This is a genomic window from Pseudomonas sp. HP_01 (assembly GCF_055284355.1).
In genome coordinates, this window is the sequence record NZ_JBTOPV010000017.1 from 37,362 (window position 1) to 59,461 (window position 22,100).

General features: G+C 62.5%; 20 protein-coding genes. 5 read left to right on the forward strand and 15 right to left on the reverse strand.

Annotated elements, in window-relative coordinates:
* Positions 1-102: 102 nt before the first annotated feature.
* On the reverse strand, positions 103-1,809 hold the full coding sequence (locus ACYAR8_RS11850; RefSeq protein ID WP_463579977.1) for an acid phosphatase: 1,707 nt from the start codon (positions 1,807-1,809) through the stop codon (positions 103-105).
* 319 nt (positions 1,810-2,128) lie between these two features.
* Positions 2,129-2,884 (reverse strand): substrate-binding periplasmic protein, encoded by a 756-nt coding sequence (locus ACYAR8_RS11855; protein WP_463579978.1) that lies wholly within the window; start codon positions 2,882-2,884, stop codon positions 2,129-2,131.
* A 231-nt stretch (positions 2,885-3,115) separates the two neighbouring features.
* Between ACYAR8_RS11855 and dnaX the strand changes: the two genes are divergently transcribed.
* The 4 genes from dnaX to recR all read left to right on the forward strand — a co-directional run bounded on the left by dnaX (position 3,116) and on the right by recR (position 7,562).
* The gene (gene dnaX / locus ACYAR8_RS11860) at positions 3,116-5,257 is read left to right on the forward strand and encodes a DNA polymerase III subunit gamma/tau (RefSeq protein WP_463579979.1); all 2,142 of its coding nucleotides are present in this window, start codon (positions 3,116-3,118) and stop codon (positions 5,255-5,257) included.
* Between the two features lie 94 nt (positions 5,258-5,351).
* A complete protein-coding gene (locus ACYAR8_RS11865; RefSeq protein ID WP_074889230.1) occupies positions 5,352-5,678 on the forward strand; it encodes a YbaB/EbfC family nucleoid-associated protein in 327 nt (108 codons plus the stop codon).
* 183 nt (positions 5,679-5,861) lie between these two features.
* Positions 5,862-6,890, forward strand: a complete 1,029-nt coding sequence (locus ACYAR8_RS11870; protein ID WP_074889227.1) for an NADP-dependent oxidoreductase — start codon at positions 5,862-5,864, stop codon at positions 6,888-6,890.
* Between the two features lie 69 nt (positions 6,891-6,959).
* Complete coding sequence (recR, locus tag ACYAR8_RS11875) at positions 6,960-7,562, forward strand: recombination mediator RecR (protein ID WP_065988697.1); 603 nt, start codon at positions 6,960-6,962, stop codon at positions 7,560-7,562.
* 308 nt (positions 7,563-7,870) lie between these two features.
* On the opposite strand, the gene ACYAR8_RS11880 is transcribed toward recR, so the two are convergent.
* The 12 genes from ACYAR8_RS11880 to ccoN form a co-directional block, all read right to left on the reverse strand.
* Positions 7,871-8,419 carry an adenine phosphoribosyltransferase gene (locus ACYAR8_RS11880; RefSeq protein ID WP_074889219.1) on the reverse strand — a complete coding sequence of 183 codons (549 nt, stop codon included), beginning with the start codon at positions 8,417-8,419 and terminating at the stop codon, positions 7,871-7,873.
* A gap of 63 nt (positions 8,420-8,482) precedes the next feature.
* A complete protein-coding gene (gene fnr / locus ACYAR8_RS11885) occupies positions 8,483-9,217 on the reverse strand; it encodes a fumarate/nitrate reduction transcriptional regulator Fnr (RefSeq protein ID WP_463579980.1) in 735 nt (244 codons plus the stop codon).
* Between the two features lie 150 nt (positions 9,218-9,367).
* Entirely contained in the window at positions 9,368-10,750 is a 1,383-nt protein-coding gene (hemN, locus tag ACYAR8_RS11890) for an oxygen-independent coproporphyrinogen III oxidase (protein ID WP_463579981.1), read from the reverse strand.
* Positions 10,751-10,840: 90 nt separating this feature from the next.
* Positions 10,841-11,599 carry a sulfite exporter TauE/SafE family protein gene (locus tag ACYAR8_RS11895; RefSeq protein ID WP_463579982.1) on the reverse strand — a complete coding sequence of 253 codons (759 nt, stop codon included), beginning with the start codon at positions 11,597-11,599 and terminating at the stop codon, positions 10,841-10,843.
* A gap of 138 nt (positions 11,600-11,737) precedes the next feature.
* Positions 11,738-11,953: a cbb3-type cytochrome oxidase assembly protein CcoS gene (ccoS, locus tag ACYAR8_RS11900; protein ID WP_463579983.1), complete on the reverse strand. Its 216-nt coding sequence runs from the start codon at positions 11,951-11,953 to the stop codon at positions 11,738-11,740.
* Between the two features lie 25 nt (positions 11,954-11,978).
* Positions 11,979-14,447, reverse strand: coding sequence for a heavy metal translocating P-type ATPase (locus ACYAR8_RS11905; RefSeq protein ID WP_463580001.1), 2,469 nt, complete (start codon positions 14,445-14,447; stop codon positions 11,979-11,981).
* Between the two features lie 31 nt (positions 14,448-14,478).
* Positions 14,479-15,012 (reverse strand): FixH family protein, encoded by a 534-nt coding sequence (locus ACYAR8_RS11910; RefSeq protein ID WP_074889388.1) that lies wholly within the window; start codon positions 15,010-15,012, stop codon positions 14,479-14,481.
* A 12-nt stretch (positions 15,013-15,024) separates the two neighbouring features.
* Positions 15,025-16,455: a cytochrome c oxidase accessory protein CcoG gene (ccoG, locus tag ACYAR8_RS11915; RefSeq protein ID WP_463579984.1), complete on the reverse strand. Its 1,431-nt coding sequence runs from the start codon at positions 16,453-16,455 to the stop codon at positions 15,025-15,027.
* A 241-nt stretch (positions 16,456-16,696) separates the two neighbouring features.
* Positions 16,697-17,677: a cytochrome-c oxidase, cbb3-type subunit III gene (gene ccoP / locus ACYAR8_RS11920; protein WP_463579985.1), complete on the reverse strand. Its 981-nt coding sequence runs from the start codon at positions 17,675-17,677 to the stop codon at positions 16,697-16,699.
* On the reverse strand, positions 17,674-17,895 hold the full coding sequence (locus ACYAR8_RS11925; protein ID WP_074889385.1) for a CcoQ/FixQ family Cbb3-type cytochrome c oxidase assembly chaperone: 222 nt from the start codon (positions 17,893-17,895) through the stop codon (positions 17,674-17,676). Before ACYAR8_RS11925 ends, ccoP begins: the two co-directional genes overlap by 4 nt.
* Positions 17,896-17,900: 5 nt before the next feature.
* Positions 17,901-18,512: a cytochrome-c oxidase, cbb3-type subunit II gene (ccoO, locus tag ACYAR8_RS11930; protein WP_463579986.1), complete on the reverse strand. Its 612-nt coding sequence runs from the start codon at positions 18,510-18,512 to the stop codon at positions 17,901-17,903.
* Complete coding sequence (gene ccoN, locus ACYAR8_RS11935) at positions 18,512-19,954, reverse strand: cytochrome-c oxidase, cbb3-type subunit I (protein ID WP_463579987.1); 1,443 nt, start codon at positions 19,952-19,954, stop codon at positions 18,512-18,514. Before ccoN ends, ccoO begins: the two co-directional genes overlap by 1 nt.
* A gap of 855 nt (positions 19,955-20,809) precedes the next feature.
* Between ccoN and ACYAR8_RS11940 the strand changes: the two genes are divergently transcribed.
* Positions 20,810-21,499, forward strand: a complete 690-nt coding sequence (locus tag ACYAR8_RS11940; RefSeq protein WP_463579988.1) for an alpha/beta family hydrolase — start codon at positions 20,810-20,812, stop codon at positions 21,497-21,499.
* Here ACYAR8_RS11940 and ACYAR8_RS11945 read toward each other — a convergent pair.
* Positions 21,474-21,971 (reverse strand): hypothetical protein, encoded by a 498-nt coding sequence (locus ACYAR8_RS11945; protein ID WP_463579989.1) that lies wholly within the window; start codon positions 21,969-21,971, stop codon positions 21,474-21,476. The two genes, ACYAR8_RS11940 and ACYAR8_RS11945, sit on opposite strands and share 26 nt — an antisense overlap.
* Between the last annotated feature and the right edge of the window lie 129 nt (positions 21,972-22,100).

The window sequence follows — 22,100 nt, forward strand, 5'->3', positions numbered from 1 at the left end:
CGATACCTGCGTATCTGATCCACCGCATTCGCGGGCAAGCGCGCTCCTACTGGGTGTTGTGTACCGTCATTGACGGTGTGCCAACGGCGGATTCGCCCCGCGCTACCCCGGAAACTGCAGCGCATTGCTCAGATCGCCCATCGGTGCCTGACCCCGGGCGGCCATGGCGTTGTCGCGCTCGGTCAATCCTTCCAGTTTTTCCAATCCATGCACTCGCGTAATCAGACGCAGGATCGAGGCGGTGTCGTACACCGTGTGGTCGACTGTGCCTTTGCGCGCGAAGGGTGAGATGACGATTGCCGGCACCCGCGTCCCCGGTCCCCAGCGGTCGCCCTTCGGCGGCGCAACGTGGTCCCACCAGCCGCCGTTCTCATCGACCGTGATGACGATCACCATGTTCTTCCACTGCGGGCTGTTGCGCAGCACCTTGATCGTGCGATCGATGTGTCGGTCGCCGGCCGCCACGTCGGCGTAACCGGCGTGCATGTTGAGGTTGCCCTGGGGTTTGTAGAAGGTCACGGCAGGCAGCTTGCCGGCTTCGGCGTCGGCCAGGAATTTATTGGTGGAAGACTCGTCGCCCAGGCCGCCGTCGCGCAGGCGCTTCTTGCGCTCTGCCGGATTGTCGGGGCCCTGCTGCTTGAAGTAGTTGAACGGCTGATGGTGGTACTGGAAGTTCGGGATCTTCGGGATACCGGTCGAGTCCTTGTACTCGTCCAGCGTCACCTGCCAGGCGCCGGCGTACCACGCCCAGTCGACGTTCTTCTTCGACAGCTTGTCGCCGATGTGGTCATGGGTCTGCGGTACCAGCACGTTGGCCAACCCCGGCTGCGAATAGTCCGGTTTTTCCTTGTCGCGCAGCCACGTCGGCCAGTAGGGCGGGGCCATGGTGTTGACGCCGTAGCCGTCCGGCGTCAATGCGCTCGGGCCAAATTGCGGCGGGCCGGTCATGGCGCTGGCCGGTGATTTCTCAAGGGGTTTGAGCCGATAGTCCAGAGGATCGCTGCTTTCCAGCACGGCGATCTGCGACTTGGCCGGGGAGTTCGTGGCGTCCGGGTAGAAGGGCGCCCGGGCCGAGATCAGGTACTGGTGATTGAGGAAAGAGCCACCGAAAGCGCCCTGGAAGAAGTTGTCACAGAGCACGAACTCTTTGGCGACGTCCCACAAACGCAGGGAATATTGCGTCTGGGCGTAGTAGCCCATGGTCAGGCCGCCGGAGTCCGCCCACGCCACGAACGCATCGTTCTTGCCGCCGTTGATCTGCATCTGGTTTTGGTAGAACACGTGCCACAGGTCGCGGGTGACGACGCTGAGTGGCAGGTCCTCGCCGCTCGGGCCTTTGAGGGGGAAGGGCGCGTTGGGCAGGTTTTCCTGGTACTGCACGCCCGTCGCGTAGGTCACGCCGTCAACGCTTTGCGGGCCGATCTGGCAGACGCCACCCCAGCACTGCGGCAGGGTGTCGAGGACCTTGCCGTCACGGTCGCGCTGGCGGTACTGGTCGGCTTTCACGGCGGAAAGCGGGTGCTCGACGCCGGGAAAGTTGGCGAACAGGTTATTGAAGCTGCGGTTTTCGCCGTAGATGACCACGATGGTTTTGACGTTGTCCTGCAGCGCTTTGTCCAGCGCCGGGCCGGTCAGCAGGGTGTCCGCTGCCGCCTTGCCTGCGACGCCCGCTTCGGCAGCGCCCACCACGCCGCTGAGGGTCGCGCCTGCGCCCAGCACCGCAACGCCACCGAGGAAGCGTCGGCGGCTGCCATCTACTGGCGCGTGGGGGGCTGAAGCCTGTGCTGGATCTTCCGGTTTCTTGCTCATGGCGGGCGCTCGCAGGTCGAGTTGTTACAACATGTGTCGCCGGAGCCTAGCGAGGGAATATGACGGGATTGCTACAGTGAGATCCACGCCTTCAGTGGGACTGGCTTTAGCCGGGAAGAGGGCAGTGGGAACGCCATCAGTCTTGCGGTGCGTCACATGACGCCTTCCCGGCTAAAGCCGGTCCTACAATGCGCGCGATCTAGTTAGTGGGACCAGCTTTAGCCGGGAAGAGGGCAGTGGGAACGCCATCAGTCTTGCGGTGTGTCACATGACGCCTTCCCGGCTAAAGCCCGCCCCACAACAGGAAAACGGCACAGGCTCAATACGGATCCGCCGCATTCCCCGAATGCACCTGATAGTGCTGGACAATCCGTTCGATCTCCCCGGACATCTTCATCCTCAGCAGCGTGCGCATGATGCGTTGCGCCGGCACGCTCGGGTCGTTGCGGGCGACGCAGCCCACCGGCTGTTCATCGATGACCCAGACGGCTCTGAGCTTCTCGTCGGTTGTCTGCTCGCGGTTGTACCAGTCCAGCGACCACTGCGTGTCCACGGCGTAACGGTAGCGGTGGGCGGACAGCTTGGGCAGCACCTGCTCCTGCAACCTCGCGTCTTCGCGGATCAGATCCCGCGTAGCGAACAGCGGGTCCAGCACGGGATAGGCATAGCCCAGCACCGTGCCGATGCGATCGCCGAGAATCGCGCTCAACTGAAAGGGCGCGGTGTCGTAGGCACTGCCGACGAGCACGTTGCGCTGGGTCAGCAGCGGCAGGCTCCAGGTGTAGTCGCCTGACATATCCGGCAACCAGGACTGCGCGGCGTAGCAGCGCACATCGACTTCACCGCGCTCAGTCGCCGCCTGTATGCGCATCCGTGGATAAACGCGGTACTGAGCGGTCTGGCCGATCTGTCGGGCCAGGCTTTCCATGATGTCGAAAAGAATGCCGGCCTCGGGCCCGTTGCTGCCCACCTGCATCAGCGGCATCGACCAACTGTCGGCTACGGCAAAGCGCAACGGCGTACCGTCAGCGAGCGCCGACGCGCTCCATAACCCCAGGGCACTGGAAAGTCCCAAGCCACTCACCCACACTCGCATCCGGATCCCTCGAAGTAACAGTGCGACGCTTCCTGCCTGCTGTGTCTTCGGAATCCAGGTGTGGGACCTTGTGAGGGAACCGTCTCGCGGAGCCGTCTTGCGGAGCCAGGCCAGCCATAATAAAGCGATAAGCGTCGGACACCAGATGCAATTTTGCCCCTGCTCCGCTAGCATTGGCGGTCTTCCGCAACCCAGTCGCGATGGTTTTCAATGAGTTATCAGGTTCTTGCACGTAAATGGCGTCCGCGCTCGTTCCGCGAAATGGTCGGCCAGACCCATGTGCTCAAGGCCTTGATCAACGCGCTGGACAGCCAGCGCCTGCACCACGCCTATTTATTCACTGGCACCCGCGGGGTCGGCAAGACCACCATCGCACGGATCATCGCCAAGTGCCTGAACTGTGAAACCGGCATCACGTCAACGCCCTGCGGCGAATGCTCGGTGTGCCGCGAGATCGACGAGGGCCGCTTTGTCGACCTGATCGAGATCGACGCCGCCAGCCGCACCAAGGTCGAAGACACCCGCGAGCTGCTCGACAACGTGCAATACGCGCCCAGCCGCGGCCGCTTCAAGGTCTACCTGATCGACGAAGTGCACATGCTCTCCAGCCACTCGTTCAACGCCTTGCTCAAGACGCTGGAAGAGCCGCCGCCCTACGTCAAGTTCATCCTCGCCACCACCGACCCGCAGAAGTTGCCGGCGACCATTCTGTCGCGCTGCCTGCAGTTCTCCCTGAAAAACATGACGCCTGAGCGTGTAGTTGAACACTTGACCCACGTCCTTGGCGTCGAAAACGTTCCGTTCGAAGACGACGCGCTGTGGCTGCTGGGTCGCGCGGCCGATGGCTCGATGCGTGACGCCATGAGCCTCACCGATCAGGCGATTGCCTTCGGCGAAGGCAAGGTGCTGGCGTCCGATGTGCGCGCCATGCTCGGTACGCTGGATCACGGCCAGGTGTTCGACGTGCTGGCCGCGTTGATCGAGGGCGATGCCCGTTCGTTGCTTGAGGCCGTGCGTCATCTGGCCGAGCAGGGGCCTGACTGGAGCGGCGTGCTGTCGGAGATCCTCAACGTGCTGCACCGGGTCGCCATCGCCCAGGCGCTGCCTGAAGGTGTCGATAACGGCCACGGCGATCGTGATCGCGTGCTGGCGCTGGCCCAGGCGTTACCCGCCGAAGACGTGCAGTTCTATTACCAGATGGGCCTGATCGGTCGCCGCGATCTGCCGCTGGCGCCGGACCCCCGTGGCGGTTTCGAGATGGTGCTGCTGCGCATGCTGGCGTTCCGGCCCGCAGACGCCGACAACGCGCCGACGCAGCCGTTAAAGTCAGTGGGGATCAACCCGGCCACGGTTGATTCCCAAACAGCGGTGGCGAGTTCAGCATCCGCAGCATCCCGACCACAGACCGCCCCGGCTCCTGTCATCGACACGCCGGCGCCTGTCGCAGTGCCCGAGCCTGCGGCGGCAAAAACTGAAGAAGACATCGATCTGCCGTGGAACGCGCCAAAAGTCGTGGCGCCAGCGACTGCCGCCGAGCCCGAGACCGAATCAGAGCCTGAAGCCGAGGACGAGCCGTCCCCACAGTCCGCGTCCGTCGCCGAGGTTCCTGAGGCCGTCCTCGACACCGTGGCCGAGCAGCCTGATCTGACGCCAATGCCGGCGCCAGTCCCCGCGAGCCCTGTTCCTGAAGCGCCCGAAGTCGAGTCGTCAGAGCAACGGCAAGCCGCCGCCGATGCGGTGACCCCGCAGATGATCGAGCATGTGCCCGACGCAACGCCTTATGTGCCGGCGCCCATGGAGCGCGACGATGAGCCGCCGCCCGATGACGACTACAACGAGCCGGACATCGACATCGATCCGGCCTCGTTCGCCTATCTCGATGACCTGGCCCACGAAGCCGTCGAAGCGGTGGAGAAGAAACCCGAGCTGCTGCCGGCCGCCAAGCCTGCCACCGGGCTGGCGGCGGACTGGCTTGAGCTGTTCCCGAAACTGCCGATCTCCGGGATGACCGGCAGCATCGCCGCCAACTGCACGCTGATTTCGGTGGAAGGCGACAACTGGCTGCTGCACCTTGATCCGGCCCACAGCGCGCTGTTCAACTCGACCCAGCAGCGCCGCTTGAATGACGCGCTGAACCAATACCATGAACGCACCCTCAACCTGAGTATCGAACTGATCAAGCCCGAGCAGGAAACCCCGGCTCAGGCAGCGGCGCGTCGGCGTGCCGATCGGCAGAAGCAGGCCGAGGCGGCAATCCACGGCGATCCGTTCATCCAGCAGATGATGCAGCAGTTCGGTGCCTCGATTCGCGATGACACCATTGTTCCGGTGGATGCGCCGACGCAGGCTTAAGTACACGCCCGATGATTCCCGGGGGCGCTAAGCTGACAGGGCGCCCTTATTGTTCAACGACTTTCTAACCAATGACTTCCGAGGAGTAACTCCCATGATGAAAGGTGGCATGGCAGGCCTGATGAAGCAGGCTCAGCAAATGCAGGAAAAAATGGCCAAGATGCAAGAAGAGCTGGCCAACGCCGAAGTGACGGGCCAATCCGGCGCCGGTCTGGTCAGCGTGGTCATGACCGGGCGTCACGACGTCAAGCGCGTCAGCCTGGACGACAGCCTGATGCAGGAAGAGAAGGACATTCTCGAAGACTTGATCGCCGCGGCCGTCAACGACGCTGTGCGCAAGATCGAAGCGGCCAGCCAGGAAAAGACTGCCAGCATGACCGCTGGCATGCAGTTGCCGCCGGGCATGAAAATGCCGTTCTGATCGGACGGCTTTTGCGACACCCGAATGCCAGGCCCTCGTGCCTGGCATTTTTGTTTGGAGATGGCGCCAAGTCCGCCCCGGATTACCTGCGTCATATGGAACCCCACATCCGACCGAACCCGTCCGGCTGCCGAAGGTCTGCTTTGAATACCCCCGCAACCTTTCAACATGGAGCCCATTCCGATGACCCAAGAATTGATCCTCAACCAGCGTGTCGTCCTGGCGTCCCGTCCCCAGGGCGCACCGACCCCGGAAAACTTCCGACTCGAGCGCGAGGCGCTGCCTGAGCTGCAAGACGGCCAAGTGCAATTGCGCACGCTCTATCTGTCCCTTGACCCGTACATGCGCGGTCGCATGAGCGACGCGCCGTCCTACGCGGCACCGGTGCAAATCGACGCAGTGATGGAAGGCGGCGCGGTCAGCGTGGTCGAGCAGTCGCGCAACCCGAAGTTCAAGGAAGGCGATCTGGTGGTCGGTCAGACCGGCTGGCAGACCCACAGCATTTCTGATGGCAGCAATCTGTTGATGGCGCCGAAGGACCTGCCGAGCCCGTCAATGGCGGTCGGTGTGCTCGGTATGCCGGGGATCACCGGTTACATGGGGTTGATGGACATCGGCAATCCCAAGGCCGGCGAGACGCTGGTCGTCGCGGCAGCTTCCGGGGCGGTCGGCTCAGTGGTAGGTCAGGTGGCGAAGCTCAACGGCCTGCGCGTGGTAGGCGTTGCCGGTGGCGAAGACAAATGCCGCTATGTGGTCGACGAGCTCGGTTTTGACGCCTGCATCGATCACCGCAGTGATGACTTCGCCGAGCAGTTGAAAGCGGCCGTTCCGAACGGTATCGACATCTATTTCGAGCTGGTCGGCGGCAAGGTGCTGGAAGCGGTCATACCGCTGCTCAATGAGCGTGCGCGAGTGCCGTTGTGCGGCCTGATCGCCCATTACAACGCGCAGAGCGAGCCAGAAGGGCAGAATAAGCTCCCGCTGTTGATGCGTACGCTGCTGACCAAGCGCGCGAAGATTCAGGGCTTCATCGTCTACGAAGAGTATTACCACCGCCTGGACGAATTCATGCAGGCCATGATTCCGCTGGTGAAGGACGGCAAGGTGAAATTCCGCGAAGACGTCGTGGAAGGCCTGGAGAACGCGCCGGACGCGTTCATTGGCCTGCTCGACGGCAAGAACTTCGGCAAGCTGGTGGTCAAGGTCTCATGACCCTGATTTGACGGTAATCGGAGGCGCGGGTATAAACCGCGTCTCGTGTTTTTGTCGGACGTTTCTCCAATGAGCTTCAGCCCCCTGATTCGCCAGTTGATCGACTCCCTGCGCATCCTGCCTGGCGTCGGTCAGAAAACCGCCCAGCGCATGGCGTTGCAGCTGCTGGAGCGCGATCGCAGCGGTGGCTCGCGTCTTTCCCAGGCGCTAAGTCAGGCGATGGAAGGCGTCGGTCATTGCAAACAATGCCGCACCCTCACCGAGGAAGAACTCTGCCCGCAATGCTCGGACGTCCGTCGCGACGACACGCTGCTGTGCGTGGTTGAGGGCCCGATGGATGTGTATGCGGTGGAGCAGACCGGTTACCGAGGGCGCTACTTCGTGCTCAAGGGCCATTTGTCGCCGCTGGACGGTCTGGGGCCTGAGGCCATTGGCATCCCGCAGCTGGTCGCTAGGATCGAAGAGCAGGGCTCGTTCACCGAAGTCATCCTCGCCACCAACCCGACGGTTGAAGGCGAAGCGACGGCGCACTACATCGCTCAGCTTCTTACCAATAAAGGTCTGGTCACCTCGCGCATTGCCCACGGCGTGCCGCTGGGTGGCGAGCTGGAGCTGGTCGACGGCGGCACCCTGGCGCACTCGTTCGCAGGGCGCAAGCCGATTCAGTTGTAGGCAAAATCCCGCTCTTCAAGACACTGTGTATCTATCGGAATGAGCTCGGATGTAGGACCGGCTTTAGCCGGGAAGGGGGCAGGTGGCACACTTCAAATCCAGGGTGTGCACACCGGCCTATTCCCGGCTGAAGCCGGTCCTACTGACTTCCCGCGCACTGAGTGGGACCGGCTTTAGCCGGGAATGCGCCGGGGCAGACGCCCGACGTTTCAATCCCTGCACAAGGTGACGCGGAGCATCACGGGATGCATACCCACGCAGAGCGTGGGCACGATCAAGAGGATCGATGGCCGTAGGCGGCAGCGGCTTTACTTATCCGTCAATGCAAACTCGGTCAGGCAGAACGTCGGGATTTGCATGTCGCGCAGGCGTTGTGAGCCGCCCAGTTCAGGCAGGTCGATGATCGCAGCGGCTTCGTGAACCTTGGCGCCCATGCGGCGGATCAGGTTGGCGGCGGCAACCAGCGTGCCGCCGGTGGCGATCAGGTCATCGAACATCACCACCGAATCCCCGTCGCACAGGCTGTCGGCGTGAACTTCCAGCAGCGCTTCGCCGTATTCGGTCTGATAGGCCTCGGCCAGCACGTCGGCCGGCAATTTCCCTTGCTTGCGAAACAGCACCAGCGGCTTGTTCAGTTCGTAGGCGACGATCGAGCCGATCAGAAAACCGCGCGCGTCCATGGCGCCGACGTGGGTGAACTCGGCGTCGATGTAACGCTGGATGAAGCTGTCGATGACCAGGCGCAGGGCCTTGGGTGACTGGAACAGCGGGGTGATGTCACGAAAAATCACACCGGGTTTTGGAAAGTCCACCACAGGGCGGATGAGGGATTTGATGCTGACTTCGTCGAAAATCATAAGGATCTCGGGCAGGACATGACTCAAAAGACGCCAGTCTAAGCCCGCCCGGACCATCATGCATCAGCTTTCCAGCGATCCCCCGGCCAGCGCGCAGAGCTGAATCGGGTCGAGGATGTGGATTTCCTTGCCCTCGGCGGCGATCAACTCGTTCTGCTGAAAGCGCGTGAACACCCGGGACACGGTTTCCACCGCCAGGCCCAGGTAGTTGCCGATCTCGTTGCGCGACATGCTCAGGCGGAACTGGTTGGCGGAGAAACCCCGGGCGCGGAAGCGGGCGGAGAGGTTGACCAGAAAGGTGGCGATGCGCTCGTCGGCGTTCTTTTTTGAGAGCAGCAGCATCATCTGTTGGTCATCGCGGATTTCCCGGCTCATCACCCGCATTAACTGGCGACGCAATTGCGGCAGTTGCACCGACAATTCGTCCAGCCGGTCGAAGGGGATTTCGCACACTGACGTAGTCTCCAGGGCCTGCGCCGTGACGGGATACGCCTCGGCGTCCATCCCGGACAGCCCGACCAGTTCGCTGGGCAGGTGAAAGCCGGTGAGTTGTTCTTCGCCGCTGTCGCTGAGGCTGAAGGTTTTCAGCGCGCCGGAGCGGACGGCGTAAACGGAAGCGAAGGTGTCGCCCTGGCGAAACAGTAAATCGCCTTTCTTCAAGGGGCGGCCGCGCTTGACGATTTCGTCCAGTGCATCCATGTCTTCCATGTTCAATGAAAGCGGAAGGCACAACGGGGCCAGGCTGCAATCCTTGCAGTGAGCCTGGGTGTGAGCGCGCTGTTTGACTGGCTCAGACATCGGGTTAATTCCTTGTGAAGAAACACACATAAGTCGTAAGGGTAACTCAGGGGTCAGCCGTGCGACTACCACGCGCCTTCCTTGGCCCGAAATCATTCCTCCGCATCGAGCTGAAACTTCCTATATCACCTGGGCCTATATGACCCGGGCCTATATCACCTGGGAATAGCGCTGACGGTTCTGCGCGCCCAGATAGGCGTCGAACACCATGCAGATCGAGCGCACCAGCAGACGTCCCGCCGGGGTGACGGTGATGCCTGTCGGGTCGATATGAATCAGCCCGTCCGTGGCCATGGTCAGCAATTGCGGCCACTGCTCGCTGAAATATTCGCGGAAGTGGATGGAAAATTCGTTCTCGATCGGGGCGAAATCCAGGCGGAGGTGGCAGATCAGTTGGCTGATGATGGTGCGCCGTAGCTGATCGTCCTCGTCGCAACGCAGACCACGTTTGGTTGCCAGCTGGTCGCTGGCCAGCAGGGTCTGGTACTCGGTCAGATCGCTGGTGTTCTGCGCATAGAGCTCGCCGATCTGGCTGATGGCCGAGACGCCAAGACCGATCAGATCGCAATGCCCATGGGTGGTGTAGCCCTGAAAATTGCGCTGCAGCGTGCCTTCTTCCTGGGCGATGGCGAGGTCGTCATCGGGCAGGGCAAAGTGGTCCATGCCGATGTAGCGATAGCCCGCGCCGGTCAGTTGCTCGATGGTGCGCTGGAGCATGTCCAGCTTCTGTTCCGGGCTGGGCAACTGCGCCGTGTCGATCCGCCGCTGAGGTGGGAAACGCTCGGGCAGGTGGGCGTAGTTGAACACCGAAAGCCGGTCGGGCTGCAGGGCGATTACGTGCTCGACCGTGCGGGCGAAACCCTCTGGCGTCTGCAGCGGCAGGCCATAGATGAGGTCGATGTTCACCGAGCGAAATTGCAGGGTGCGTGCGGCTTCGACGATGGCGCGGGTTTCTTCCAGGCTCTGCAGGCGGTTGATCGCCCGCTGCACCAGCGGATCAAGGTCCTGCACGCCGAGGCTGACGCGGTTGAAGCCCAGCTCGCGCAACAGGCCCATGGTCGACCAGTCCGCCTCGCGCGGATCAATCTCGATGCCGTAGTCGCCGGAGTGGTCATCCAGCAGGGTGAAGTGCTGGCGCAAATGAGCCATCAGCTGGCGCAGTTCAACGTGACTGAGAAAGGTCGGTGTGCCGCCGCCGAAGTGCAATTGCTCGACCACCTGACGATCATCGACGTGGGCGGCGATCAGGCTGATCTCGCGTTCGAGGCGCTGCAGATAGGCCCGGGCGCGACTGCGGTCCTTGGTGATGACTTTGTTGCAGGCGCAGTAGTAGCAAATGTTGGCGCAGAACGGGATGTGCACGTAAAGCGATAACGGCCGCGACGCCTTGCGGCTGTCACGCAGCCCGTCCAGCAGTTCGAAGGCGCCAACCTGCGTATGAAATTGCACGGCGGTGGGGTAGGACGTGTAACGCGGCCCTGCCAGATCGTAGCGGCGGATGAGTTCAGAATCCCAACGAAGGTCGTCGAGCATGGGGGCGTTCCCGATAAGGCTGGCGGTGCGGGAAGTGTAGGGAAGCCGCAGGTGAGGGCATTGATCTGGGTCAACGGATGAGGAGTGCGATTACTCGTGTGCCATGCCTGCATGATCCATGGCCGGATTCATCCCGTGATTCATCCCGTGATTCATCGTGTGAGGCGTGTGCCCCATCAGCCACTGTTGATGCGGGCCGGGGAGTGTCCACAGGCCGAAAAGAATCACCAGCAACCCGCCGGCCACGCGCACGCTGCGCCGACGGAGCAGGGCGGTGATGCGTTCGGCGGCCAGGCCCGTGGCGAGCAGCACCGGCCAGGTGCCGATGCCGAACGCGAGCATCAACAATGCGCTGTGCAATGCATTGCCCTGGCTCGCCGACCACAACAGCGTGCTGTAAACCAACCCGCACGGCAGCCAGCCCCACACCGCGCCCAGCAGTAAAGCCCGGGGCGTCGTCGACACCGGCATCAAGCGGCGGGTGAGCGGTTGCAGGTAACGCCAGACCCCGCGGCCCAGCGCTTCGATGCGGGTCAGACCGCTCCACCATCCGGCCAGGTACAGGCCCATGGTGATCATCAGCAACCCCGCGATCACCCGCAACAGCATCGCCCCCGGGCTGTTGGCGACCGCCCAGCCGAGCATGCCCGTCAGCAATCCCGCGCAGGCGTAGCTGAAAACACGTCCGATGTTGTAGGCCATTAACAGGCGCAGGCGTCGTCCGCGTTGCTCCGGGGGGATGGCAAAAGTGAGCGCGCCCATCAGCCCGCCGCACATGCCCAGGCAATGGCCGCCGCCGAGCAGGCCCAGCACGAGGGCGGAGAGGAGTTGGGGAAGGAGGTCATGCATGGGTGTTATCCGAAAGCGTTCCGGTGAGTGTTAGTACGCCATCGCGAGCAAGCTCACGCCTACATGAGAACGCATCCCCCTGTAGGAGTGAGCTTGCTCGCGATGGCTTACTCAAACGCGCTGCATAAGCCAACTGACTCACTGGGTCAGATCCCTCTTATGATCCGCTTTGCTTTTCCCCGACGCTTCATCAACCCCAGCCTGATGGCCTGCGTCCTGATCTTCGAACAGGATGCTGTGGGCCGGGCCGTCGAGGTCGTCGTACTGACCGCTGTCCACCGCCCAGAAAAACACGTAAATCGCGACCGCGACAATCAGCAGCGCCACCGGAATCATGATGTAGAGCGCAGACATCGGGCCTCCGGATCGGGTCGTGTGTTCATGGGGTCACCGTCTGATGGGCAGCCATGGATTCTGCAGAAAGCGGCTTCATCCGCGTCAGACGCAACGCGTTCAACACCACCACCAGCGAGCTCACCGACATTCCCGCCGCGGCCCACAATGGTGTCACCCAGCCCAGCGCCGCGAAGGGCAGCACCAGCCCGTTATACAACCCGGCCCAGGCCAGGTTTTCCAGAATGATCCGCCGCGTGCGCCGAGCGAGGCCAAATGCCTCCACCAACACGTACAGACGATTCGACAGCAGCACCGCATCGGCGCTGGTCTTGGCCAGATCGGTCGACGAACCCATGGCGATGCTGATGTCGGCGGCTGCGAGCACCGGCACATCATTGACCCCGTCGCCAATCACCAGAATGGTCCGGCCCTCGGCGCGCAACTGTTGAAGAATAGCGAGCTTGCCATCCGGCCGCAGGTTGCCCCGGGCGTCATCAATCTGCAACTGAGTCGCGACGCTGGACACCATGGGCGAGCTGTCGCCGGACAACAACAACGTCTGCCAGCCGCGCCGTTTGCACGCCTCGACCAACCCTGCAGCGTCGTCCCGCAACCGATCATCCAGCACCAGCCAGGCGAGTGCCTGGGTGTCATCCCCCAGCAACAACCACTGACCGGGCTCATCCGGCATGGATGGCACAGCGACGCCACTCAAAGCGCAAACAAACCCGGGCTGACCAATGCGCAACTGCCGCCCGTTAACCATCCCTTCCAGCCCCAGTCCCGGCGTAGCGACAACTCCATCAGCGGTGAGCGGCGTCTTGCCGAACGCCCGGGCGATCGGGTGTTCGGAACGGCTTTCCAGCGCCGCCGCCAGGCTTAAACAGTCGTCAATGCTCAGAGTGCCGAGGCTGCGAATCGCCCTCAACGTCAGCCGCCCTTCGGTCAGCGTGCCGGTCTTGTCGAAGATCACCGTGTCGATCCGGTTCAGCCCCTCCAGCACATGGCCACGGGTCAGCAGCAGCCCCAGTCTGTGCAGCGTCCCGGTGGCGGCTGTCAGTGCGGTCGGCGTCGCCAGCGACAAGGCGCAAGGGCAGGTGGCGACCAGCATCGCCAGTACGATCCAGAATGCGCGGCCGGCATCGAGCTGCCACCAGACCACGCCGACACACGCCGCCAGCACCAGCGAAATGAGCAAAAAGCACTGCGCCGCGCGGTCCGCCATCTGCGCCAGGGGCGGTTTCTCCGATTGTGCGCGCTCCAGCAGTCGGACGACGGCAGAAAGCCGCGTATCAGTGCCGAGGGCGAGGACTTCCACGGTCAGCACGCTTTCGATATTGGCGGTGCCGGCGGTGACCGCGTCGCCCACCTGACGGGGCTGCGGCAGGTACTCGCCGGTGAGCAGCGATTCATCGATGCTCGACCGACCCGCGATGATTCGGCCGTCCGCCGGCAACATCGCGCCGGGGTGTACCAACACCTGATCGTGCAAACGCAGTTGATCGGTCAATACGCGCTCGGTCTGACCGTCCGCATCCAGTCGCAGGCAGGACGCCGGCAGCAGATTGACCAGTTGCTCGGTCGCTAAGCGGGTGCGTTCCCGGGCCCGGCGTTCGAGGTAGCGGCCGGTGAGCAGGAAAAGCGCGAACATGCCGACCGCGTCGAAATACAACTCGCCAACGCCGGTGACCGCCGTCCAGATGCCGGCCAGGTACGCCGCGCCAATTGCCAGGGACACCGAAATGTCCATGGTCAGATGGCGCGCGCGCAGGTCACGCAATGCCCCTTTGAAAAACGGCGCGCAGCTGTAAAACACGATGGGCGTCGTCAGAAACATCGCCACCCAGCGCAGGATCGTGTGCATCTCGGGGCTGAGGTCGATGTTGAATTCCGGCCAGGTCGCCATGGTCGCCATCATCGCCTGAAACCACAGCAGCCCGGCGACGCCCAGTTGTCTGAGGCTGCGGCGGTTCTCCCGGGCCAGATGCTCGGTCGCTTTATCCGCCTGATAGAGGTGGGCGGCGTAACCGATGCTGCGCAGCTCCGACAGCACCTCGCTCAAGGGCAACCCCACGTCATGCCAGCGCAGGTGCAGGCGATGACTGGACAGGTTCAGCCGCGCTTCGACCACGGCGGGCAAGGTGCGCAGATGACGCTCGATCAGCCAGCCGCAGGCCGCGCAGGTAATGCCCTCGATCATCAGCGTCGTTTCAGCCACAGCGCCGGCGACATCGCCAGCGGGGGTGTCATGGTGAACAAACGGCGCCTGCACGTCGGGACGATCAAAGAGGGCTTGTTCATCGGCCAGGGGCGTCGGCAAGGCCTGAGGATTGACCGAGGCTTCGCTGCGGTGCAGGTAGTAGCTTTCCAGGCCGCCGGCGACGATGGCGTGGGCCACGGCCTGACAACCCGGGCAGCAGAACTCACGCTCTTCACCCAGCACCGAAGACACGAAACGTCCGCCCGGCGGGACCGGCAGCGAGCAGTGATAGCAAGATCGCAGGGTTGATATGGCGGTGGCTGTCAGTTGAGTGGCTTTCACATCAATGCCTGTCCGCGCCCTGAATCGGCTCGTCGCCCAGGGTCAGTGGCTGCCCTGAAACGATCCGTTCTTCCTCGAACAGGCGCCAGGTCTGGGTGTTTTCCACCCCCAGCAATTCGACGAAGCGCCGGCCTTCGACCCTGTCGCTCAACTGCCCGACGTAACGCCCTGGCTGCGAAGGCGTGCGCGCCAGCACCACTTTGCGGTCCTTGTCCGGCTGGGTCGGGGAGATCAGGTTCAGGACCAGGGTTTCCGGCTGGCTGGCGCCGCTCAGTTGCACGTCCACTTCGCCGGTCACCTCGTCGAGGCCCACGCGCGCTTGCAGGTTGAGGGACTGGCCCAGCAACTCGCGATCGAGGGAGCGATTGATGCCTTTGCCAGCCTCGTAATAGTTGTCGGTGACCAGGTTGTCCGGGTGGGTGACGGCGATGGTGACCATGGCCAGGGTCAATGCCACTGAGCCGGTCAGAATGGCGATGATGATCCACGGCCATAGGTGCCGGTGCCAGGGACTTGCTGCAGTGACTGGGGTCATTTCCGACCTCTCTCAGCGAATGGGCGGGCCGATGAAACGGCTCTTGGCGTGGACTTCAGTGTCGCTGTGCTCAATGTCGCTGTTCTTGATTTGCGTGAGGATGAAACTGACGTCGTTGCTGCTCGAGGGCAGTTGCTCGGGCGCCACCGACAGCTCCACCGGCAGGCTGATGATCTCGCCGGCCGGTACCTTGATTTCGCGCCGGCCTTGCAGCTTCAGGTCCGGCAATCCTGTGGCGTCGAGCATATAGGTGTGGTCGACCTGGTCCTTGTTCATGACCTTCAGGCTGTAGACGTTTTCGATCCGGCCCTCTGCGTTTTCCCGGTACAGCACCCGGTCCTTGGTGACATCAAGACCCACCAGCGGGCGCGTATAAAAGGCACTGGTGAGCACGCCGATCATTACCAGTAGCACGACCGCGTAGCCGATCAACCGTGGCCTCAGTGTATGGGTCACCTGCCCGGAAAGGTTGTGTTCGGTGGTGTAGCTGATCAAGCCGCGGGGGTAGTCCATCTTGTCCATGATCGCGTCGCAGGCGTCGATGCAGGCTGCGCAACCGATGCATTCGATCTGCAGGCCGTCGCGGATGTCGATGCCGGTGGGGCAGACCTGCACGCACATCGTGCAATCGATGCAATCGCCGAGGCCTTCAGCCTTGTAATCCGTTTCCTTCTTGCGCGCACCCCGTGGCTCGCCGCGGCGTGGGTCGTAGGAAACGATCAGCGTGTCCTTGTCGAACATCACGCTCTGAAAGCGCGCGTAGGGGCACATATGAATGCACACCTGTTCGCGCAGCCAGCCGGCGTTGACGTAGGTGGCGAGGGTGAAGAAGCCGACCCAGAAATACGACCAGCCATCGGCCTGGCCGGTGAAGAAATCCACCAACAGTTCACGGATGGGCGAGAAGTAGCCGACGAAGGTCAGGCCGGTGACCAGGCCGATCAGCAGCCAGAGGCTGTGCTTGGCGAACTTGCGCGCGAATTTGTTGGCGTGCATGGGCGCCTTGTCGAGTTTGATGCGCTGATGGCGATCGCCTTCGGTGACCTTTTCGCACCACATGAACACCCACGTCCAGACACTCTGGGGGCAGGTATAACCGCACCAGACGCGCCCGGCGAATACGGTCATGAGGAACAGCCCGAACGCGCTGACGATGAGGATGCCCGACAGCAGAATGAAGTCCTGCGGCCAGAACGTCGCGCCGAAGATGTAGAACTTGCGCTCCGGCAGGTTCCACCACACCGCCTGATGCGCGCCCCAATTGAGCCAGACCGTGCCGAAATACAGCAGGAACAGCACAGCGCCGCCGCCCATGCGCAGATTACGGAACATGCCAGTAAACGCGCGCGTGTAGATGTTCTCCCGCGAGGCATACAGGTCAACCGTGTCGCTGTCCTTGTCAGTCGACGGCGTGACGTTGTGCAGCGGAATCTGGTTGCTCATGAACGCGTCCTACCACAGTGGAGCAATGAAATTTTCTAATACGGTGCCAGGAACTGGCTGCATCACGTGTAGGAGCGTGGCTTGTCCCGCGATCGGCTGCGAAGCAGTCGTCAACCTGAGGCCGTTAGCTATCCCATATACCTCGGGCGCCTTATGGGCTGCCGCTTCGCGCCAGATCGCGGGACGAGCCACGCTCCTACAGTAGAGCGCGACCGTATACCCCTTTAACGGTGCTGCCCTTTTACTCCTGCTTTTGCGCCGGTTCTTCCCCATGGGACAGGCTATACACGTAAGCGGCCAACAGGTGCACCCGGTCGTTACCTTGCAGCAACGCCTGGGCCGGCATCTGCCCCTGGCGGCCGTACTGGATGGTCTGTTGCAGCTGGGCAAAACTGGCGCCGTAGATGAACGCGCCGGGGTGGGTCAGGTCTGGCGCACCCAGTGCGGCAACGCCTTTGCCTTCCGGGCCGTGGCAGGCGACGCAGGTGGTGGCGTAGAGTTTCTGGCCCGCCGCCGGATCGGCATTCGCATCAGCCGGCAGTGTGCGCCCGTTCATTTGCGTCAGCACGTAAGCCGACACGTCGCGCACACCCTGATCGCCGATCACCGCACCCCATGCCGGCATGACCGCATGACGGCCGTTCATGATGGAGGTTTTGATGCTCTGCGCATCGCCGCCCCAGCGCCAGTCGGCGTCGGCCAGGTTGGGGAAACCGTAAGCGCCCTTGGCGTCGGAGCCGTGGCAGACCGAGCAATTGGACGCGAACAATCGACCGCCCATCTTCAGCGCTTGCGGATCTTTGGCCACCTCTTCAATGGGCATCGCTGCGAACTTGGCGAAGATTGGTCCGAAGCGCGCTTCGGACTGCGCCATCTCCTTCTCCCATTCATGCACGCCAGTCCAGCCCGTGGTGCCGTCGGAAAACCGGGTTTTCTTGTCGTCGTCGGCGTAGTCATAACCCGGCAACAAGCCCTTCCAGTTGCCCAGGCCCGGGTAAAGCACCAGATAACCCAGCGCAAAAATGATCGTGCCGATGAACAACCAGAACCACCACTTGGGCAGCGGGTTGTCGTACTCCTCGATGCCGTCGAAGGCGTGGCCGACGGTTTCATCGGTGGTGTCGGCGCGTTGGCCTTTGCGGGTGGCGATCAGCAGCCAGCCCATCGCGAAGATCGTGCCCAGCGTCAGTACCGCGACGTAGATGCTCCAGAAGGTGCTCATGGTTTCGGGCTCGTTTCGGCTTTCGAGTGTGCGTGCGCTTTGCTCTGGTCCTGCGCCTGCCTGACCTGTGCGATCGCCTCGGGATCATCGGCAAACGGCAGCAGCGTCGCATCGTCGAATTCCGCCTTGCGCCGCGGGCTGTACACCCACAACGCCAGACCGATGAAGGCCACCATTACGACAACGGTGCCCAGGCCTCGAATCGTTCCCATGTCCATGGCGATCACCGCTTGCTCTTGATGAGGGTGCCCAGGCCCTGAAGGTAGGCCACCAGCGCATCCATTTCGGTCTTGCCCTTCACTGCCTCGGCTGCACCTGCGATGTCGGCATCGGTGTATGGCACGCCAAGGCTGCGCAGTACTTCCATCTTCTTGCCGGTCAGTTGGCCGTCGATTTTGGTGTCCGCGAGGAAGGGGTAGGCCGGCATGATCGACTCCGGCACCAGGTCGCGCGGGTTGTTTAAATGGGCGCGGTGCCAGTCATCCGGGTAGCGACCGCCGACCCGGGCCAGGTCCGGCCCGGTGCGTTTGGACCCCCACAGAAACGGGTGATCCCAGACACTTTCCCCGGCCACCGAGTAATGCCCGTAGCGTTCGGTCTCGGCGCGAAACGGGCGGATCATCTGCGAATGGCAACCCACGCAGCCATTGGCGATATAGACGTCGCGGCCTTCGAGCCCCAGCGCCGGGCGCGGCTTCATGCCTTCGACGGGCTGGGTGGTGACGTCCTGAAAAAACAGCGGAACGATCTGGGTCAGCCCGCCGATCGCAACGGCAATGACCATGAAGATCGACAGCAGGCCGATGTTCTTTTCCAGTGCTTCGTGCTTGATCATCAGTGCGCCCCCACGACAGCAATCTGCGCAGCGGCTTCGGCTTCGTCCGTGTTCGCTGCGCGAATGGTGCGGAACACGTTGTAGGCCATGAACAGCATGCCGCTGGCGAAAATCGCGCCGCCCAACGCGCGGACGATGTACCCCGGATGGCTGGCCTGCACGGCCTCGACAAACGAGTAGGTGAGGGTGCCGTCGTCGTTGATCGCCCGCCACATCAGCCCTTGGGTAATGCCGTTGACCCACATCGCGGCGATGTAGAGGACGGTGCCAACTGTGGCGAGCCAGAAGTGCGTGTTGATCAGCGCGACGCTGTGCATCTGCCGGCGGCCGTAGAGTTTCGGGATCATGTGGTAGACGGCGCCGATGGTAATCATCGCCACCCATCCCAGCGCGCCGGAGTGAACGTGGCCGATGGTCCAGTCGGTGTAGTGAGAAAGCGCATTGACGGTCTTGATCGCCATCATCGGCCCCTCGAACGTCGACATTCCGTAGAACGCCAGCGACAGCACGAGGAAGCGCAGAATCGGGTCGGTGCGCAACTTATGCCACGCCCCCGAGAGGGTCATCATGCCGTTGATCATGCCGCCCCAGCTCGGCACCAGCAGGATGATTGACATCACCATTCCCAGTGATTGCGCCCAGTCGGGCAGGGCGGTGTAGTGCAAATGGTGCGGGCCGGCCCAGATGTACAGGGTGATGAGCGCCCAGAAATGCACGATGGACAGACGATAGGAATAGATCGGGCGTTCGGCCTGTTTCGGCACGAAGTAATACATCATCCCGAGAAAGCCGGTGGTCAGGAAAAAGCCCACAGCGTTGTGTCCGTACCACCACTGGATCATCGCGTCCGTGGCGCCGGCATACGCCGAGTACGACTTGAACAGGCTCACCGGCAGCGAGATGTGATTGACGATGTGCAGCATCGCCGTCACCACGATGAATGCACCGTAGAACCAGTTGGCGACGTAAATGTGTCTGGTCTTGCGTTTGACGATGGTGCCGAAGAACACCGCGCCGTAGGCGATCCAGACAATCGTCAGCAGGATCGCGATCGGCCATTCGAGCTCGGCATATTCCTTGGTGGTGGTGTAGCCCATCGGCAGGCTGACGATGGCGCCGATGATCACCGCCTGCCAGCCCCAAAAATGAAAGGCCGCCAGGCCGTCGGAAATCAGCCGCGTCTGACAGGTCCGCTGGACGACGTAATAGGAGGTGCCGAACAGCGCACAGCCGCCGAACGCGAAAATCACCAGATTGGTGTGCAGGGGGCGCAGGCGACCGAATGTCGTCCACGGCAAACCGAAATTCAGGTCAGGCCACACGAGCTGGCAGGCGATGAAGACGCCCAGGCCCATGCCGATGATGCCCCAGACCACCGTCATGATGGCGAACTGGCGGACGACCTTGTAGTTATAAGCAGTCGGGCTGGGTGCAGTGCTCATGTCAGGTTCCACGGTGTGTATTTATCAGTGTGGTCACAGCCGCACCTTCGATCGCGCGTCACCCGTCACGCAGTGGCGTGGCGTGGGATCGACGTGGACGATAGATGCGGTGCACGCAGACGCCCGGTCGCCGAAGCGTGGGAGGTTTCTGGCTGAGTGGCCGGGGGAAAGGAAGACAGGTCGAGCAGGATCGCGCGCGTGAGTGGGAGGGATTGGATACAACCCTGCGGGTGAAAACAGCGCTGGGGCTGCTTGTCTGCAAGAGGGTTGCGTTGCCGGGCACAATCTTGTTGCTGGGCCTGTGGTCAGCTGTCGCCGGTCCACTGTGCGGACACAGCTTAGACGCGAATGATCGCGGAGGGAAGGCTTTGGCGCAGCGCCTGCGACACTTGGCCGCGCTGGGTGTGAAGATGCCGCGTCCCTGGCAGGACGCGGCGATCAACCATTTCCGGAGACAGCTGAAACGGTTCTCTGCCTGCTGTTCCTGCGCATCGAGAGAGCGTTTCTACAACTAAGTTGTATACAAAAAGCCGCTGACATTGGCACTTTTCGCTGCCCAAAAATATTCGGCCCGAGCTGGCAGAAAGGCCGGCGATCGTCACGGGTGATCGGCCGGAGCGGACAAAAAGCATATTCCGTCGATGAAACCGCCCGGTTGTGTGCAGGTTGGGGCGCTCAGGATTCGGTGCTCGTTGCCGAAGTGCCGCGCCAGACTAACGCTTGGGAGCTGAACCCTTGCTGTCGGGACCGGGCAATCGGCAGGCAGGGTCATGGGTCTCGATGTTGCTGCATAATGCTGGCCGTGGTGCCCGCCTTAGTCGGCGGGTAGTCGATGTTTTGGTAAAAGAGACCTGCATGAGCAAACAACACGCGGCGAAGCGAACGGCCGATCACTGCGCCCGGCTGGCGCAAGAACATGGCTGGATCTGGAATGCACCCACCGGCCCGGCGGCGGAAGCGCCATCGACACTGATTCTCGCCCACGGCGCGGGCGCCCCGATGGACAGCGACTTCATGAACGACATCGCCGCGCGTCTGGCGGCCTTGGGTATTGGCGTGCTGCGTTTTGAATTCCCTTACATGGCCCAGCGCCGAATCGACGGGCGCAGACGACCTCCCAATCCCCAGCCAACGTTGCTGGAGTGCTGGCATGAGGTGTACGCCGCAGTGCGTGCCGGTGTGAGCGGGCGAGTGGCGATCGGTGGCAAATCCATGGGCGGACGCATGGCCAGCGTCATCGCTGACGAAGTCAAAGTCGATGAGTTGTTCTGTCTGGGCTATCCGTTCTATGCGGCGGGGAAACCCGAAAAGCCGCGGGTCGCTCACTTGGCAGAACTGCGGACGCCGACGCTGATCGTTCAGGGCGAGCGGGATGCGCTGGGCAATCGGCAGGCGGTTGAAGGGTACGAGCTGTCGAAGGCCATTGATGTGCATTGGGTGCCGACGGCCAACCACGACCTGAAACCGTTGAAATCGTCGGGCCTCAGTGTCGAGTCGTGCATGCAGGAAATCGCCGGGCTTATGGCGCGTCGGCTGATCGGATAGCCGGATGTTCCTCGGCGTTCAGGTCACAGACCAGGTCGAACAGGCCGTCGGTCACGTGGAAGTCCTTGGTCGGGACCGCAAACTCGAAGTTGCCGTGCAGCGCTCCGGCGGCTGCATCGCAGCCCAGCAGCGTCAGGTTGCCTTGCTGCAAATCGCGGGAGTGATAAATCTTTGCCATCCGCGTTGGCGTGAGGTGATAGATGACGGTGATCCGGTCGTTGCGCAACAGGTTGTAGCTGCCAGGTGGCACGGTTTCGTCGATGAACAGGCCGATCATGGTGCGGTGCCGGCGAACCGTGCCGGTGGCGAGGATCTTCCAGATCCGGCACGTGAGCGGATCCGACCGGCCCGGGCGCAGGCACGCCATGGCGCTCAGGCTGTGGGTGATGAACGGGTGGCCGTTGACGTTGGCGCTGAACGTGCCAAGGGCCGCCGGCGCTTGTGGGCGTTGGAGCGGAGGTTGTGCGGGCATTGTTCTGAGGTTCCCTGAATCGGTTTTCCGGGCGGTGTGGGCGCTCTGCACCTATATAAGACGCCGTCTGGTGGAGACGACGTCTTTGAAAGGGGGTGCTGCTTACACGTAAGAGGCTTGCATCGCTAA

What these genes read in the sequence shown, in the direction of transcription:
- ACYAR8_RS11850 (WP_463579977.1), bottom strand. Translation starts at nt 1,809, where the DNA reads ATGAGCAAGAAACCGGAAGATCCAGCACAGGCTTCAGCCCCCCACGCG.
- dnaX (WP_463579979.1), top strand. Translation starts at nt 3,116, where the DNA reads ATGAGTTATCAGGTTCTTGCACGTAAATGGCGTCCGCGCTCGTTCCGC.
- ACYAR8_RS11865 (WP_074889230.1), top strand. Translation starts at nt 5,352, where the DNA reads ATGATGAAAGGTGGCATGGCAGGCCTGATGAAGCAGGCTCAGCAAATG.
- ACYAR8_RS11870 (WP_074889227.1), top strand. Translation starts at nt 5,862, where the DNA reads ATGACCCAAGAATTGATCCTCAACCAGCGTGTCGTCCTGGCGTCCCGT.
- recR (WP_065988697.1), top strand. Translation starts at nt 6,960, where the DNA reads ATGAGCTTCAGCCCCCTGATTCGCCAGTTGATCGACTCCCTGCGCATC.
- ACYAR8_RS11880 (WP_074889219.1), bottom strand. Translation starts at nt 8,419, where the DNA reads ATGATTTTCGACGAAGTCAGCATCAAATCCCTCATCCGCCCTGTGGTG.
- fnr (WP_463579980.1), bottom strand. Translation starts at nt 9,217, where the DNA reads ATGTCTGAGCCAGTCAAACAGCGCGCTCACACCCAGGCTCACTGCAAG.
- hemN (WP_463579981.1), bottom strand. Translation starts at nt 10,750, where the DNA reads ATGCTCGACGACCTTCGTTGGGATTCTGAACTCATCCGCCGCTACGAT.
- ACYAR8_RS11895 (WP_463579982.1), bottom strand. Translation starts at nt 11,599, where the DNA reads ATGCATGACCTCCTTCCCCAACTCCTCTCCGCCCTCGTGCTGGGCCTG.
- ccoS (WP_463579983.1), bottom strand. Translation starts at nt 11,953, where the DNA reads ATGTCTGCGCTCTACATCATGATTCCGGTGGCGCTGCTGATTGTCGCG.
- ACYAR8_RS11910 (WP_074889388.1), bottom strand. Translation starts at nt 15,012, where the DNA reads ATGACCCCAGTCACTGCAGCAAGTCCCTGGCACCGGCACCTATGGCCG.
- ccoG (WP_463579984.1), bottom strand. Translation starts at nt 16,455, where the DNA reads ATGAGCAACCAGATTCCGCTGCACAACGTCACGCCGTCGACTGACAAG.
- ccoP (WP_463579985.1), bottom strand. Translation starts at nt 17,677, where the DNA reads ATGAGCACCTTCTGGAGCATCTACGTCGCGGTACTGACGCTGGGCACG.
- ACYAR8_RS11925 (WP_074889385.1), bottom strand. Translation starts at nt 17,895, where the DNA reads ATGGACATGGGAACGATTCGAGGCCTGGGCACCGTTGTCGTAATGGTG.
- ccoO (WP_463579986.1), bottom strand. Translation starts at nt 18,512, where the DNA reads ATGATCAAGCACGAAGCACTGGAAAAGAACATCGGCCTGCTGTCGATC.
- ccoN (WP_463579987.1), bottom strand. Translation starts at nt 19,954, where the DNA reads ATGAGCACTGCACCCAGCCCGACTGCTTATAACTACAAGGTCGTCCGC.
- ACYAR8_RS11940 (WP_463579988.1), top strand. Translation starts at nt 20,810, where the DNA reads ATGAGCAAACAACACGCGGCGAAGCGAACGGCCGATCACTGCGCCCGG.
- ACYAR8_RS11945 (WP_463579989.1), bottom strand. Translation starts at nt 21,971, where the DNA reads ATGCCCGCACAACCTCCGCTCCAACGCCCACAAGCGCCGGCGGCCCTT.